Annotated in this window: 11 protein-coding genes and 1 pseudogene; 6 read left to right on the top strand and 6 right to left on the bottom strand. The window is 67.1% G+C overall.

Annotation, left to right across the window (positions count from 1 at the left end; all coding sequences use genetic code 11):
* The first annotated feature begins 160 nt into the window (after positions 1 to 160).
* The 5 genes and pseudogenes from AB4Z47_RS26200 (at position 161) to AB4Z47_RS26180 (ending at position 6687) form a co-directional block, all read left to right on the top strand.
* Positions 161 to 1123, top strand: a complete 963-nt coding sequence (locus AB4Z47_RS26200) for a LysR family transcriptional regulator (protein ID WP_441954558.1) — start codon at positions 161 to 163, stop codon at positions 1121 to 1123.
* Positions 1124 to 1550: 427 nt separating this feature from the next.
* Positions 1551 to 2394: pseudogene (locus AB4Z47_RS26195) on the top strand (IS5 family transposase).
* 444 nt (positions 2395 to 2838) lie between these two features.
* Positions 2839 to 3435 (top strand): HdeD family acid-resistance protein, encoded by a 597-nt coding sequence (locus AB4Z47_RS26190; RefSeq protein WP_441954556.1) that lies wholly within the window; start codon positions 2839 to 2841, stop codon positions 3433 to 3435.
* A 387-nt stretch (positions 3436 to 3822) separates the two neighbouring features.
* On the top strand, positions 3823 to 5310 hold the full coding sequence (locus AB4Z47_RS26185; RefSeq protein WP_441954554.1) for a S8 family peptidase: 1488 nt from the start codon (positions 3823 to 3825) through the stop codon (positions 5308 to 5310).
* Between the two features lie 153 nt (positions 5311 to 5463).
* On the top strand, positions 5464 to 6687 hold the full coding sequence (locus AB4Z47_RS26180) for a DUF418 domain-containing protein (protein WP_441954552.1): 1224 nt from the start codon (positions 5464 to 5466) through the stop codon (positions 6685 to 6687).
* A 184-nt stretch (positions 6688 to 6871) separates the two neighbouring features.
* Here the strand turns inward: AB4Z47_RS26180 and AB4Z47_RS26175 are convergent, their stop codons facing one another.
* From AB4Z47_RS26175 to AB4Z47_RS26165, 3 genes are all read right to left on the bottom strand, one after another.
* A complete protein-coding gene (locus tag AB4Z47_RS26175; protein ID WP_441954550.1) occupies positions 6872 to 7711 on the bottom strand; it encodes an alpha/beta fold hydrolase in 840 nt (279 codons plus the stop codon).
* Complete coding sequence (locus tag AB4Z47_RS26170; protein ID WP_441954548.1) at positions 7708 to 8298, bottom strand: TetR/AcrR family transcriptional regulator; 591 nt, start codon at positions 8296 to 8298, stop codon at positions 7708 to 7710. The genes AB4Z47_RS26175 and AB4Z47_RS26170 overlap by 4 nt, the downstream gene beginning before the upstream one ends.
* A 241-nt stretch (positions 8299 to 8539) precedes the next feature.
* Positions 8540 to 9475, bottom strand: a complete 936-nt coding sequence (locus AB4Z47_RS26165) for a GlxA family transcriptional regulator (RefSeq protein ID WP_441954546.1) — start codon at positions 9473 to 9475, stop codon at positions 8540 to 8542.
* Positions 9476 to 9546: 71 nt separating this feature from the next.
* Between AB4Z47_RS26165 and AB4Z47_RS26160 the strand changes: the two genes are divergently transcribed.
* Positions 9547 to 9882, top strand: a complete 336-nt coding sequence (locus AB4Z47_RS26160) for a cupin domain-containing protein (protein ID WP_441954544.1) — start codon at positions 9547 to 9549, stop codon at positions 9880 to 9882.
* A 15-nt stretch (positions 9883 to 9897) separates the two neighbouring features.
* Here the strand turns inward: AB4Z47_RS26160 and nuoN are convergent, their stop codons facing one another.
* From nuoN to nuoL, 3 genes are all read right to left on the bottom strand, one after another.
* On the bottom strand, positions 9898 to 11445 hold the full coding sequence (gene nuoN / locus AB4Z47_RS26155; RefSeq protein WP_441954563.1) for an NADH-quinone oxidoreductase subunit NuoN: 1548 nt from the start codon (positions 11443 to 11445) through the stop codon (positions 9898 to 9900).
* Positions 11446 to 11600: 155 nt separating this feature from the next.
* On the bottom strand, positions 11601 to 13226 hold the full coding sequence (locus AB4Z47_RS26150) for an NADH-quinone oxidoreductase subunit M (RefSeq protein WP_441954542.1): 1626 nt from the start codon (positions 13224 to 13226) through the stop codon (positions 11601 to 11603).
* Positions 13223 to 15109 (bottom strand): NADH-quinone oxidoreductase subunit L, encoded by a 1887-nt coding sequence (gene nuoL, locus AB4Z47_RS26145; RefSeq protein WP_441954540.1) that lies wholly within the window; start codon positions 15107 to 15109, stop codon positions 13223 to 13225. The genes AB4Z47_RS26150 and nuoL overlap by 4 nt, the downstream gene beginning before the upstream one ends.
* Position 15110 lies beyond the last annotated feature (1 nt).

Genomic DNA, 15110 nt, shown 5'->3' with positions numbered 1-15110 from the left:
CGGGCACGGCCTGCACCGGCTTCGCGGCACCGTCCGCTACCCGAAGGCAGCGTAACCCTGTCATGACGATCATCGGTAAGCCGTGTGCGGGAAAACCGCACGCACGGAATTGAAAGGGGAAAGGGGCGAGAGCCCCGGACTACCAATGGATACCGAGGCGGTGCGATCGTTTGTCCGCGCGGCCGAGCTCGGACAGCTGCAACACGCGGCCGATGAGCTGGGCGTGACGCAGCAGGGGGTCTCGAAGCGGATCGCCGCCCTGGAGCGCGAGCTGGAGGTCCGCCTGTTCACCCGCACCGCCCGAGGGGTCGAACTAACGCTCGACGGCCAGGCATTCCTGCCACACGCACGCAGCATCGTCGCGGGCGTCGAGCGCGCCATCACCGCGATCAGACCGGACTCACGGGCACTGCGGATCGACGTCCTCGGGTTTCGAAGCGGGCAGGCCGTCATCCTCCACGACTACTGGCGGTCACATCCCGAAACCGTTCTCGACGTGGTGACCTTGAAAGCCAGCGACCCACGCATGGCGGTCGCTGCCATCCAAGCAGGCGACATCGACGCCTCGTTCCGCACCGTCACCGACCCGGCCGCGCTGCCACGCGACGTCCACATGATCCATGTGCTCGACTTCCCGCTCGAGCTCCTCGTCGGCCCAGGGCATCCGCTCGCCTCCGCGCGAACGCTGACACCAGCCCAGCTACGCCGGCATCGAATTTGGGTGCCAGGCATCGCACCCCGAAGCGAATGGGCAGAGTTCTACGATCAGCTCGCCGCCGAGTTCGACCTCCGCATCGACGGGGCAGGCCCGAACTTCGGCGTCGAAGCACTCCTGGACACCCTCGCGGACTCCGCAGACGTGGCCACCCTCGTCAGCACGCGCGACCGCCTCATCTGGCCGACCAACTACGACCTACGCCGCATCCCGGTCGTGAATCCCACGATCGCATACCCGCTATCGCTCATCTTCCCCGCAACGAATCCGCACCGTGGCCTGCGAGCGATCATCAACCACTTCGCAAGCCTGACAACTCTCTCCGACACCACCTGGCTCCCATCCTGGGCAAGGACGCCGCGGCGCATCGGAGGCGACATCGTTTCAAGCGGCGTGTTACCGAGCTGACTCGCTGGGCCCGCCCCCGAAGGGGACCTCGGACTACAACCATCTCCGATGGCGGCCGACCAAACCATCACAACCCCGCAAGAGCAGACCGTCCGAGGCGAACGATTCGTCCACTGCTTCCACTGCCCGATAATCGGCTGTGAGCGCGTGTGACGCGACAGTCCAGTTTCTACTTGCGGTATTCGCGGTGAGGCGCTCACCTATCCGATGGGCGAATTCCCTGCCAACGGAGATCATCACCCGTTTTGTCACGAGAGCCAGTTCCAGTGCTTCAACACCAAAACCCCACCGCCACCGAGGGATCGCCGTAGATAACACGATCCTTAGAGGTCGCGCAGATTGGGTGTTGATATTCGGGCGTGAGTGCGGGCGGGCACGGCCCCAGCGATCATGAAAGTGCTTACGTCTCTTGATCACTGGAGGGTCCGTGCCCGCCCTGCCATCATGGCTCATCGACCCCTTGTGGGACCAGTTCGCCGCCCTGTTGCCTGAGCGTCGCGTCTACGATCCCCGGCATCCACTGGGCTGCCACCGCCGCCGCATCGACGACCGGATCGTGTTCGACAAGCTGATCCAGGTGCTGCGCTTCGGCTGTTCCTACAAGGCCATCGCCGATGCGGCATGCTCGGCGACCACGATCGGCAACCGCCGCGACGAATGGCTCGCCGCCGGGGTCTTCGCCCGGCTGAAGACGATCGCTCTGGGCAGCTACGACCGCATCGTCGGCCTGGTCCTGCACGACATCGCCGTGGACGGCTGTATCACCAAGGCACCCGGCGGCGGGGAAGTCGCCGGGCCGTCCCCGGTCGACCGCCGCAAGCAGGGTATGAAGCGTTCACTGCTGGTCGAGGGCTACGCCGATCCCGCTGGGGCGAGTCCTGGCCGGCGCGAACCGGCACGATTCACCCCTGCTGGCACCCACCCTCGACTGTCCCGACGAGCTGGGGCCGCTCCCGGACCGGATCACCGTGCACCTGGACTCGGGTTACGACTCGGGCAAGACTCGAGACCTGCTCGCCGGTCGCGGTCTGCACGGGAAGATCGCGGTCAAGGGCCTGAAGGCCCCGGTGCAGGCGAGCGGGCGCTGGCACGTGGAGCGAACGAACTCCTGGCACAACGCCTTCAACAAGCTGCAGCGTTGCTACGAACGCCGCGAACGTGTCATCGACGCCTTCTTCGATCTCGCCGATGCCGTCATCACCGTCCGCGCCCTCATCCGCCGCGCCTGGACCACCCACCGCTGGGACACTCGGCCAGCACACCGCCGGTGACACCACCTATCTGCGTGACCTCTTAGCCGAGCCCACGGCCATCACCCTCGCATGCGGCTGGTGACCCGAGCCTTACCAGCACGTTCCTGCGCAACAGGTCATGGCTTCGATCTCGGCTACTACGACACCGGTCCCGACCACCAAACGAATTCGGCCCCGCGCAGGAGGGATTGTCCTACACCGACATTCCGTTCGGACCGCGATTTGTGTGCGGCGTCGTCTCCTGAGCGCTAGCGGCGCCCCCGCCGAAGCATGTGGTTACGGCCCCGTGGCGGACTGCCGAGGGAGTCGCCGTCTGCGGTGGTGTGTTCTTGTCCTTGCCGAGAGGCCAAGGGAACGGGGAACGACGCGCGGGCCTGGTTGACTCGAATCTCGAGGATCCGCTTCGGCGTTGCGTAGTGAAGGCAAACACCCCGCGAACAGAAGTCGTCATATCATGTTGCTATGCCCGAAACTGGGGTCGAAGGGCGTACGGAACCACTGGCCGGCGGCGCCCGGCAGACGGTACTGGTGGCCGGTGCCTGCTCGATGATCATGGGTGTGGCCTTGGCGGTGTGGCCACACAAGTCGCTGCCGACGGCGGAAATGCTGTGCGGTGCTTATCTGCTGCTCCACGGAGTGCTCCAACTGATCATGGCGTTCGGCGCTCGCTTCGCCACGGCGCTGCGTGCCCTGGTGTTCGTCAGCGGCGTGCTGTCGGCCTTGCTGGCCGCGCTGTGCTTCGCGGGCGGCAACTCGGCGCAGCTGCTGTCGCTGTGGATCGGTTCGGCGTGGGCGATTCGCGGTATCTGCCATGCCACTGTGGCGGTGTGGGCCGACGACCTGTGCGGTGGGGGACGGCAGGAGGTGGTCGGCCTCGCCACGATGGTGCTGGGTGTGATCGTCGGTGTCCTGCCGTGCGCCTCGCTGGACGCGCTCGGCTGGGTGATCGGGCTGTGCTTGATCGTGATCGGGTCGACGGAGGTGCTCGGCGTCGCCGACGTCCGCCGCGGCGCGGTCGCGTTTCGCGCGCTCGCCCCGAACACGCGGCTGAGTCCGTAACTGGTCGGGTAGCAGGAGTTCAGCAATCGACAATCTGATCGAGGACCTCGAAGACGAGCAGGAACGCGTATCGGTCTACCAGGTCGGCCGATTCGGCCTCGCAGAGGTGTTGATCAGCGGGACGGCGATCTTCTCGACGGTGGAATGCAGAGCGTGCGAATCGAACCCGCACGTTCAGCTGAATACTCGGATGACCCCGGTCGCAGTGGCAGCCCACTATGCAGCAAGCGACCTGCAAGCCATCGATTACTTCAGACGACAGCTCACCTGAGCGAAACGATCGATGGCCGATAGTCGCTGCGACTGGCCATCTATCGGTTCTGGTCACGGTGACCGCGCCAGCGATTGCGGTGGCGGCCCGCCCGCACACCAGGTTGACTGTGCACCATGGGATCCCAGCACCGAGAGCTCCGATCGCCCGCTGAGCTGATTGTGGTCACCCACGGCACCGATTCCGCGATCACACCGATTGCCCTCAACGAGAACCGCGACGTACAGTCGCGAGTCAACGACTTGCTTCCGGCGGGCGCCGAATTGGTTCGAGTCTTCGGACCGGCCAACCGATTGCAGAGCAGGCTGACTGGCTCCCCGCACGCGGGTACCGGGGCGGAGTACCTGAACTACTTCTTCGTCCGCGGCGTCACCGATGATCTCGACGGCGTCGCCGAGCGGTTGCGTGCGGACGATGCCGTGGGGGCGGCGTATGTGAAGCCGCCCGCTGAACCGCCCATCGCGCCGGAAGGTGTCGTGCGTGTCGCGGGGCCTGCCGCCGACGCACAGCCGGTGACTCCGAATCTCGAAGATCGCCAAGGGTATCTGGACGCCGCCCCGCAGGGGATCGACGCACGATGGGCCTGGACGGTTCCCGGTGGGCGCGGGGAAGGCGTGCGCGTGGTGGATGTCGAGGGCGCGTGGCGGTTTACCCACGAAGACCTGTACAACAACCAGGGCGGGGTGATCGGAGGCAACCCGTCACCAGAGCAGGGCTGGCGTGACCACGGCACCGCTGTCGTGGGCGAGATCAGCGGTGACGTGAACCCCTACGGCATCACCGGCATCGTGCCGGAGGCGTATATCAGGGCGGTATCGGTCTTCGGGTCGGGGTCGGCGGCGGCGATCCGTTCGGCAGCCGACGTGTTGGGCGCTGGCGACGTGATTCTGCTCGAATTACACCGTCCCGGACCACGATTCGACTACGCAGGCAGGCCGGACCAGCGCGGCTACATCGCGATCGAATGGTGGCCCGACGATTGGGCGGCTATCCGCTATGCGATCGGCAAAGGTGTCATCGTGGTGGAGGCCGGAGGCAACGGCGGCGAAGACCTCGACGCCGCGCTGTATGACACACGGCCCGCGCAGTTCCCGACCACATGGCGCAACCCGTTCCGGGGCGGCGCGGCCGATTCCGGGGCGATCATCGTCGGCGCGGGCGCACCACCGCCCGGGTTGCACGGGAACGATCACGGCCCCGCCCGTTCCCGGCTGGCGTTCTCCAACTACGGCCAGCGTGTGGACGTGCAAGGCTGGGGGCTGGAGGTCACCACCACCGGGTATGGCGATCTACAAGGTGGTTCCGACGAAGACCTGTGGTACACCGACGTGTTCAGCGGCACCTCGAGTGCGTCGCCGATCGTGGTCGGCGCCGTCGCGAGCTATCAGGGTATGACTGGGGCCGCGGCCGGACGCAAGACGCCTGCGGAGGTGCGAGCGCGACTGCGTGAGACCGGTTCACCCCAGACCGACGCGCCGGGACGGCCCGCGACCGAGCGGATCGGCAACCTGCCTGACCTGAAGTCGATGATCGTGCCGCAGTCCGAGTTTCGACCAGATCGTCGCGATCCGGCTGGGTCCGGGCATGACCGATACGTTCGGTAGGCCGCTGCCCGACGAGGTGGCGCGACTGGGTACGGAGCAGCGGCAGCAATTGTCATTACGCCGCAGGCCGCGGTCGCGCAGCGACGATCGGCGAAGCGGAAACCGGTCCGACGGCGGACGCGCTGTTCCAGTGCGTCCACCTGGTTTCGGACTATGACCGGGCCGACAGAATCCGTGCTTCCCGCGACCGCGACTGGGCGCAGGATCGCGGAGGTCGACATCCTGCGCGGGTTCGGGCTATTCGGCATCCTCATCACCAACGTCACGGTCGCGACTACGCTGTGGTCGTTCACCGGCACCGACGACGATCCGCGGCCGCGATTCCAGGGGCCGGTCGACCAGGCGCTGCGCGGGCTGGTGGACGCGCTGTTCGCGGGTCGGTTCTACCTGATTTTCGCCTTCCTGTTCGGCTACTCGTTCACGCTGCAGATCGCGGCGGCGCAGCGAGCGGGGGCCTCGGCGAACGCACGCCTGTTGCGGCGATGTGCGGCGTTGCTGACCGTCGGGCTCGCACACGTATTCCTGCTGTGGATCGGCGATATCCTCACCCTGTACGCGTACCTGTGCCTGACTCTGATCACCCTGAAGGACCTCGGGCCGCGCACCGCGGTCATCACCGGGGCAGGGCTGTACACGGCCTGGTGCGCCTGGGCGTTCCTGCCGGGTGGCGGCGGCACGATCTTCGGGCTGGCGACCTTCTTCGGCATCAACCGGATACACGACGGATATGCGGGCAACGCCGGGGACGCTTTCGCCAACCAGATGTGGCTGGCGCCCGCGTTCATCGCACTCATCTGGCTCACCCAGGGCGTGACCAGCCTCGGCATGTTTCTGATCGGTATGGCGGCGGGCAAGCGGGAGCTTTTCGCCGACCGGGAAACGGTGGCCCGCTGGGCGCCGCGAGCGTTGGCGGGCGGCATGGCGATCGGGCTTCCGGTGTCGGCCCTCACCTTCGCCGGCGCGCTGAATTGGATTCGGCCGCCTGCATTCTGGGTCGGAGTGCAGGAGCTGGTCAACCCGCTCATGACTTTCGCCTACATCGCGGGCGTCCTCTGCCTGACCCGGTCGGCACGCACGGCGCGGGTGATCGTCGGGCTCGCACCGGCAGGACGGATGGCGGCCTCCAACTACATCGGGCAGTCGATCGTGCTGATGGTTGTCTACACCGGATATGGGTTCGCCCTGGTCGATGCGGTCCCGCCCGCCGTTGTCCTGGGCATCGCGCTACTCACCTACGTCGCGCAGCTCGCGCTGAGCGCTTGGTGGTTGGGGCGGTTCCGGTACGGGCCGGTGGAGTGGCTGCTACGAGCCGCGACCTATCTGCAGGTCCCGGCGTGGCGGCGTAGTCCGGAACAGGTCCCGGTGCACAAGGATTGACGGAATCGAAGGGCGACGTCCTGCGAACTGCCTTCTCGCGAAACCGTCGGCTGACGGAATCGAACGTAGCTCGGCTGGGGGAGATTCCACGCAAACCGGCGCTCGCGTGAGGCCTCCCGTACCCGGGTGCGACCTTGTCACGGCTCCGCAACGAAACGCAGGGCTTGGTCGGTCGACGTTGCGATCAGCGCACGCGGGCATCCAGCAGTAAATCGAGCAGGAGTCGGGCAAATTCGGTGGGCGCGTCAGTGAATCCACTGTGCCCGCCGGGGAACTCGGTCAGCGGGATGTTCAACTGCGCGGCGATCGTCTCGGCCGGACGATAGGGGAGTTTTCCTCTGTTTTCCCGGCCTGCCCCGAGGACAAGGCGGTCGGAAAGCGGTGCCAAAGCGGCCAGGTCGGGGTGGTATGAGGTGACCGTCCGCAGTTCGTGTGCCATGGTGCGTGGCGCGTTGGCGTGCAGACGTCCGATCATCTCCGCCGCGCGTGGCGGGAGTTCGGAAGGATCGGGCATGGCGTTCATCCCTCCGCCGATGCCCTCGAGGAAGCGGGCGCCCGCAGCGGCGAGGCCTTCGGCCATGAAGAGTTCGTACACCTCGTCGACGAACGCTTTGTGTGCGGCGGCATCGGGCAGCACCGCAAAGCAGGGCGGCTCATGCGCGACGACCGAGCGCAACCGGTGTGGGCGCCGTGCGAGCAAATCCAGCGCGACCACCGCGCCGCCGCTTCCGCCGAAGACGTAAGCGTCTTCGCCGGCGGGTGTGAGGTGCTCGAGTAGCCGGAAGGCGTCGTCGCCCTGCACTTCGACCTGCATGTCGGCAGGCGCGTCCTGGTCGAGCACGCTACGGGAGTAGCCGCGTGGGTCGAGGGTGACGACAGTGAAATGCTCGGCGAGTGGGTCGGTAATGGGATCGAAAACGGCCGCGTCGCCCCCGCTGCCAGGAAGCAGCAGCAGAACCGGCCCGCTGCCGCGCACCTCGAAGTAGAGGGTGGCGCCGGGGACTTTCAGGGTGTCGGATCTCATGATGACTGCTCCTCGTGCCGGGATGGCCACTGCTCGAGTGCGACGTGCAGGGCGTCGATGATGCGTTCCCAGGAGGCGGCGGTGTCGCGGGAATGGCTGAAGCCGCCGGTCGCCTCCAGGGTGGCGTAACCGTGAAAGGTGCTGCGCAGCAACCGGACCGCGTCCGTGAGGTCGGGCTCGGCCAGGCCGTAGGCGCGCAGCATGCCATAGGTGAGTTCGATGCCGCGCAGCGCGCCGGGCGAAGTCTTGGCGATTTCGGCGCTCACCGGCAGCTGCGTTGCGGCGTATCGGCCGGGGTAGCGCAGCGCGTACTCGCGCCAGGTATGCGCGAACGCGCCGAGCGCATCGCGTCCCGCCCGGCCCGCGACCGCCGCCGCGATCAGGTCGGTCTTCTCGGCGGCGGCCGTCATCGCCACTCTGGCCCGCAATTCCTGGAGATTCTTGATGTGCGAGTAGAGGCTCGCGTCCTTGACGCCGAACTTCCTGGCCAGCGCCGACATCGTGACGTTGTCGATACCGACCTCGTCGGCGAGATCTGCCGCGGCCAGCGTGATCCGTTCGGCGGTCAGCCCGGCTCGTACCATCATCCGCGCAACCTCCTCCATACTAGGGCAACTAGCATTTAACCTAATATCACTAGGTTTTGCAAGGGTGCTGTTCGGGGGTCGAGGAACATCTTTGAGAAATCCGGCGCTGGCGAGTTACCGCACATAGCACCGCACTATGTGCGGGTTACCTCTGACTTTTCAGCAAGCCGCGTGGCCGTTTCGACCGCGCGTTATGCGAGAGGGCGTTTGAGGGCGGGCAGCCGCCGCGGGAACGTATGCGTCAGGAGACCCGGAATGCTCGTCGATAGGCGCCCGGGGTTGTGCCGACCTGGGCGCGGAAGCGGCGGCGCAGGTTGACGGCCGAGGTGAGGCCGACGCGGGCCGCGATCGTCTCCACCGGTAGGTCTGTCTCCTCCAGTAGGGTGCGTGCCTCGGTCACCCGCCGCGACAGCAGCCACGTGCCTGGGCTCGTGCCGAGCTGGTCGGCGAAGCGCCGGGCCAGCGTGCGGGGCGAGACGTTGAGGTACGCGGCCATATCGCCCACCGACAGCGGTGTCCCCAGGTGCGCGCCGGCCCACTCGATCAGGCCGTCCAGCGCGGCCGCGGGTGGCGGGGGCGGGGCGTACTGCGCCTGCCCGCCCTCGCGGTGCGGCGGCATCACCATGTGCCGCGCGATGAGGGCAGCATGCGCGGCCCCGTGGTCCTGCCGGACGAGATGCAGGCATAGGTCGATACCCGCTCCCGCGCCGGCGCTCGTGGCGACATCACCGTGGTCCACGTAGAGCACGTCGGGCTCCACACGCACCTCGGGGAAATCCCCGGCCAGCTGTGCGGCGCGCGCCCAGTGTGTTGTCGCCGAGCGGCCATCCAGCAGCCCCGTTCGGGCCAGCGCGAACACTCCGGAGCAGATCGTGACCAGCCGCGCCCCACGGGCGTGTGCCCGCAGCAGCGCGTGCCGCACACGGTCCGACAGCGGCGCCTCCACAGAAGACCAGCCCGGGATGAGAACGGTGTCCGCGGACGTGAGCGCCGAAAGGCCTCGCGTTACCGACATCGCGTACCCGGCCGTCGTCGGCACCGGGCCGGGCGTCTCAGTGCACACCTCGAACTCGTAGTACTGCGGTATCCCGGCCCGCCCCGTACCGAACACCTCGACAGCGCAGCCGAGCTCGAACGTCGACTGCACCGGCTGAACCAGGGCAACCACGCGATGCATGGCAGAAAAGTACCCTACGGTGTCTTACTCGACACTGTTGTGGCGTCACTGCGCCAGGCAGCGTGGACGACATGCACCCCGAGATCCTCGCCCAAGAGGGATACACCTTCGCCGCCGTGACCGACTCTCCTATCCGAGAGCTCTTCCCCGGGATTCGGATACGTCCGCTGTGGAAAGGGCCGTCCGGTGCGCACGCCGACGTGCTGGAGATGGAACCGGGCACGTCGTGGCCGCGCCGAGACGTCCACGAGCCCGGCCCGGAGGAGGTCTACGTGGTCGCGGGCACCTTCAACGACGGCGCGCGCGACTACCCGGCCGGAACATTCCTGCACGCACCAGCCGGATCATGGCACGTGCCCGCGACCACAACCGGCTGTACGCTGTTCCTCTTCTACCCCGAAGGCTAGGCCGATCACATGAGATCAGCGGACGAACGTCGCCGCCCGATCTGCTAGATCGAGCAGTGGCTGCGGGAACACGCCGAGCACGAGGGTGGCCGCCGCGGCGACGGCAACGATCGCCGTGGTGAACGCAGGGGTGGCGATCAGCGGAGCGTCGGCGGGCGGGTCGGTGAAGAACATCAGCACGATTACGCGAATGTAGAAGAACGCCGCGATGGCACTGCAGATCACGCCCACGATCACCAGCGGTGTCGCGCCGCCCGTGGCCGCGGCTTCGAAGACGGCGAACTTGCTGACGAACCCGCTGGTGAGCGGCAGACCTGCAAAGGAAAGCAGCAACAGTGCGAAAACCGTGGCCAGCCACGGGGAGCGGCGGCCGAGCCCGGCCCACTGGGGCAGGCTGGTGGCCTCGGCGCCGGAGGATTCGCGGACCAAGCTGACGACCGCGAATGCGCCGAGCGTGCCGAGGCCGTAAGCCAGCAGATAGAACAGCACCGCCACGACACCGCGACCGTTCGCCGCCGCCAGGCCGATGAGGATGAACCCGGCATGGGCCACCGAGGAATACGCGAGCATGCGCTTGACGTCGGTCTGCGTGATTGCCATGACCGCGCCGACCGCCATGGTGGCGATCGCGACGGCCGACAGGATCGGGCGCCAGTCATCACGCAGACCCGGCACCGCGATCTGCAGGACACGCAGGAACGCACCGACTGCCGCGATCTTGGTCGCCGCGGCCATGAAGCCTGTGATCGGGGTGGGCGCGCCCTGGTACACGTCCGGCACCCACGACTGGAACGGCACCGCACCGATCTTGAACAGCAGGCCGACCGCGAGCATCGCGACCCCGAGCAGCGCCAGCATCGCGTTGTCCGGGTGCTGAGCGATGGCATCCGCGATTCCGCCGAGCCGCACCGTGCCTGCCTGCCCATAGAGCAGCGCGACACCGTAGAGGAAGAACGCCGAGGAGAACGCGCCGAGCAGGAAATACTTCAGCGCCGCCTCCTGCGAGAGCAACCGGTTGCGCCGAGCCAACCCACACAGCAGATACAGCGGCAGCGACAGCACCTCGAGTGCGACGAACATGGTGAGCAGGTCGTTGGACGCTGGGAACAGCATCAGGCCACCGACCGCGAGCAGCGTCAGCGGGAACACCTCGGTGGTCGCGACATCCGCGCGGAGCGCCGCAGCTTCGGTCGCGCTGCCGGGCACCGCGGAAGCCTGCGGCGTGAAGGCGTCCACGCCGCGTCCGAGGGTGGCGGCGGCCAGACTCCAAGTCCCCGGGCCGGAACGGGCTTCCACACGGGGTTCGGCGCCGCGCTCGGCGATGAACAGGACGCCGAGGATAGCCACCACCAGGATCGTACCCTGCAGAAACAGGCTGAAGCCGTCGATCGCCACGGCACCCGCGATCGCGGTGGACGTGGTGCCCGCCAGCGCCACCACGGCCACCAGCGCCGCCACCAGCCCGACCAGGCTCAGCATCAGGTGCGTCCCGTAGCGGTAGCGGCGCCCGAGGAACGCCTCGACGAGCACACCGAGCACGGCGGCGCCGAACACGATCAGCATGGGGGACAGGTAGCCGTATTCGATGCTCGGCGCGGGCACACGCGCGGCGAGCGTTGTCGCGTAGTCGAAGTCGCTCACTCAGGCCGTCCTCGAGAAGGCGATCATCGCGGCGAACATTCCCGCGACGGTGACGACAAGGCGCGCAATCAGTCGGCTCATTTGTGGGCACCTCCGGGATGTTCGGCCGAACCTGCCTCGGGCAGCGTGGGTGTAGACGGCGCGGGGTCGGTCCGGCCGATGGTGGTAAGCGTCTGGCTCACCGCGGGATTGATGAAGTCCGTCAGAACCTTCGGGTAGACGCCGAGGAACAGCAGCGCGGCGATCAGCGGGGCCACTACGGCGAGTTCCCGGGGCACCAGGTCGTAGATCCGCTCGTTGCCGTCCTTCACCGGTCCGGTCATCATCCGCTGGTAGAGCCACAGCACATACAGGGCGGCGAGCACCAGTGCGCCGGTGGCAACTACCGCGGCGAACTGGTAGCGGGTGAATGTGCCGACCAGCACGAGGAATTCGCTGACGAACGGGGCCAGACCGGGCAGTGACAGCGTCGCGAGACCTGCGATGAAGAACGTGCCGGCCAGCACCGGCGCCACCTTCTGTACACCGCCGAACTCGGCGATGAGCCGGGTGCCGCGGCGCGATACCAGGAATCCGGCCACCAGGAACAGCGCGGCGGTGGAGATGCCATGGTTGACCATGTACAGCGTCGCGCCGGTCTGGCCCTGGCTGGTCATGGCAAAGATGCCGAGAATGATGAAGCCGAAGTGGGAGATCGAGGTGTAGGCGATCAGGCGCATCACGTCGGTCTGCCCGATCGCCAGCAGCGCGCCGTAGACGATGCCGATCACCGCGAGCGTGATCACCAGCGGCGCATAGGTTCCCGACGCGTCGGGGAACAGCGGCAGGCAGTAGCGCAGCATGCCGAACGTGCCGACCTTGTCGACCACCGCCATCATCAGCACCGCGCTCGACGGTGTCGCTGCGACGGCGGCGTCCGGCAGCCAGGTGTGCAGCGGCCACAGCGGTGCTTTTACCGCGAAGGCGAACATGAACCCGAGGAACAGGGCATTGAGCACCGCAGGTCCCGCGCCGAGCTGGCCCGCGTTGGCGGCCGCGACTACGGCGCGGAAGTCGAACGTGCCCGACGATCCCTCGCCCAGCCCTTCGCGGGCGGTGAGCACGTACAAGCCGATCACCGCAGCCAGCATGATCAATCCGCCGAACAGGTTGTATAGCAGGAACTTCACCGCCGCCCGCGATCGCTGCTGGCGCAGCTGCACGTCCCCGGTGCGCGGTCCGAACCCGCCGATGAGGAAGTACATCGGGATCAGCATCGCCTCGAAGAACACGTAGAACAGCAGGATGTCCAGCGAGACGAAGGAGATCAGCACCATCCCCTCGACGAGCAGGGTGAGCGCAACATAGGTGTGCCCGACCCGTTTGCCGCTGCCCACCTCGCGTTCGTCATGCCAGCCCGCCAGGATCAGTAGCGGAACGAGCGCCGCGGTCAGCAGCACCAGCACCAGCGCGATCCCGTCCAGGCCCAGCGTGTAACCGGCGCCGAACGCCGGAATCCATTGATGGGATTCGACGAACTGGTACTGTGCGCCGCCGGGATCGAATCCCGCTGCGAGCCCGATACCGAGGATCAAGGCCACCAGAGAGAAGCCCAGCGCCACACAGCGGGCGAGGGTGCGTTGCGCGGCGGGCAGCACGAGCACGATCGCCGCGCCGACGACCGGCGCCAACCACAGTGTCGTCAACCAGGGAAAATCGCTCACCACAACCTCACCGCCAGCAGGGCAGCGGCCACCAGGGCCGCGCCGGTGAACATGGACAGGGCATACGAGCGCACGAACCCGGACTGCACCCGCCGGACCCGCGCCGACAGCCCGCCGATCACCGCAGCGGTGCCGTTGACGATCCCGTCGATGCCACGATTGTCGAGGAAGACCAGTGCCCGGGTCAGATACCGTCCCGGCCGCATGAACGTTGCCTCGTTGAACGCGTCGCCGTAGAGGTCTCTGCGTGCCGCGACGGTCAGCGCCGACACGGCTTCCGGTGCGGTTTGCGGAACCTCCTGCTGCGCGTACCGGTAGTAGGCGACGGCGACGCCGACGGCTACCACCAGTAGCGCGAGCGTTGTGACCACAGGGGCGGGGACGGCTTCCTCGCCATGGTGGGCGCCGACTACCGGTTCGAGCCAGTTCTGCAGCGAGGAGCCCAGGACGAACAGGGCGCCTGCTCCGACCGAACCCACCGCGAGCAGGATCATCGGTCCGGTCATCACCGCGGGCGCTTCGTGCGGATGGGTGTCCGGTTTCCAGCGGCGCTCACCGAAGAAGGTCATCAGCATGACGCGCGTCATGTAGAACGCGGTCAGTCCCGCACCGAGCAGCGTCACCATGCCTAGCGCGAGTCCGCTTGCGCCGCCCTGGTTGAACGCTGCCTCGATGATCCGGTCTTTCGAGAAGAACCCGGCGAACGGCGGGACCCCGATGATGGCGAGGTAGCCGAGGCCGAAGGTGACATATGTGATCGGCAGCAGTGTGCGCAGGCCGCCGTAGCGGCGCATGTCGGTCTCGTCGTCCATCGCGTGCATCACCGAACCGGCGCCGAGGAATAGTCCGGCTTTGAAGAATCCATGGGTGAGCAGGTGCATGATGGCGACGGCGTATCCTGCGGGGCCGAGGCCCGCGGCGAGCACCATGTAACCGATCTGACTCATGGTGGAGGCGGCAAGTGCCTTCTTGATGTCGTCCTTGGCGCAGCCGACGATCGCGCCGAACAGCAGTGTGACTGCGCCGACCAGCACGACCCCGAGCCGCGCGTTCGGCGCGAGGTCGAAGATCGGGTTGGACCGCGCGATCAGGTAAACGCCCGCGGTGACCATGGTGGCCGCGTGGATGAGCGCCGACACCGGGGTGGGGCCTTCCATCGCGTCGCCGAGCCAGGACTGCAGGGGCACCTGCGCGGACTTGCCACACGCGGCAAGCAGCAGCAACAGGCCGATCGCGGTGAGTGTGCCCTCGCTGGCGGCGGGTGCGGCACCGAACACGTCGCCGAAGCCGATCGATCCGAACGTCGCGAACATGATCATCATGGCGATCGCCAGACCCATGTCCCCGACGCGGTTGACCACGAACGCCTTCTTGGCCGCCGTTGCCGCCGAGGGCTTTTCGTGCCAGAACCCGATCAGCAGGTAGGACGCCAGGCCGACGCCCTCCCAGCCGAGGTAGAGCACGAGGTAGTTGTTCGCGAGTACCAGCAGCAGCATGGCCGCGAGGAACAGGTTTAGATAGGCGAAGAACCGCCGGCGTGCCGGGTCGTGGCTCATGTAGCCGATCGAGTAGACGTGGATCAGCGAGCCGACGCCGGTGATCAGCAGTGCGAAACATATCGAGAGCTGGTCCAATTGGAGTCCGACGTCGACCTGGAGGCCCGCGACCGGAACCCAGCTGAACAGGTCCGTGTGCACCGGACGTTCGGCGGAATCGCGCCCTAGCATGGCGAAGAACGCGGTCCCGGCGACCACGAAGGAGGCCACCGCCATCGTGGTGCCGAGCAGGTGACCCCATTTGTCGCCGTAGCGTCCGATGAGTAGCAGGACGATCGCGCCCGCCAGGGGGAGGGCGGGCAGCAGCCAGAGCGTTGCCGTGTCCATG

Source organism: Nocardia sp. 2TAF39, from assembly GCF_052114905.1.
Lineage (GTDB): Bacteria > Actinomycetota > Actinomycetes > Mycobacteriales > Mycobacteriaceae > Nocardia.
This window is presented reverse-complemented; position numbering and strand designations above follow the sequence as displayed.

Excerpts from the sequence above, each read along its gene's own strand:
- AB4Z47_RS26190 (WP_441954556.1), top strand. The coding sequence starts at position 2,839 with ATGCCCGAAACTGGGGTCGAAGGGCGTACGGAACCACTGGCCGGCGGC.
- AB4Z47_RS26185 (WP_441954554.1), top strand. The coding sequence starts at position 3,823 with ATGGGATCCCAGCACCGAGAGCTCCGATCGCCCGCTGAGCTGATTGTG.
- AB4Z47_RS26180 (WP_441954552.1), top strand. The coding sequence starts at position 5,464 with ATGACCGGGCCGACAGAATCCGTGCTTCCCGCGACCGCGACTGGGCGC.
- AB4Z47_RS26175 (WP_441954550.1), bottom strand. The coding sequence starts at position 7,711 with ATGAGATCCGACACCCTGAAAGTCCCCGGCGCCACCCTCTACTTCGAG.
- AB4Z47_RS26170 (WP_441954548.1), bottom strand. The coding sequence starts at position 8,298 with ATGATGGTACGAGCCGGGCTGACCGCCGAACGGATCACGCTGGCCGCG.
- AB4Z47_RS26165 (WP_441954546.1), bottom strand. The coding sequence starts at position 9,475 with ATGCATCGCGTGGTTGCCCTGGTTCAGCCGGTGCAGTCGACGTTCGAG.
- AB4Z47_RS26160 (WP_441954544.1), top strand. The coding sequence starts at position 9,547 with ATGCACCCCGAGATCCTCGCCCAAGAGGGATACACCTTCGCCGCCGTG.
- nuoN (WP_441954563.1), bottom strand. The coding sequence starts at position 11,445 with ATGCTGATCGTGTTCGGCGCCGCCGTGCTCGGTGTGCTCGTCGAGGCG.
- nuoL (WP_441954540.1), bottom strand. The coding sequence starts at position 15,109 with ATGGACACGGCAACGCTCTGGCTGCTGCCCGCCCTCCCCCTGGCGGGC.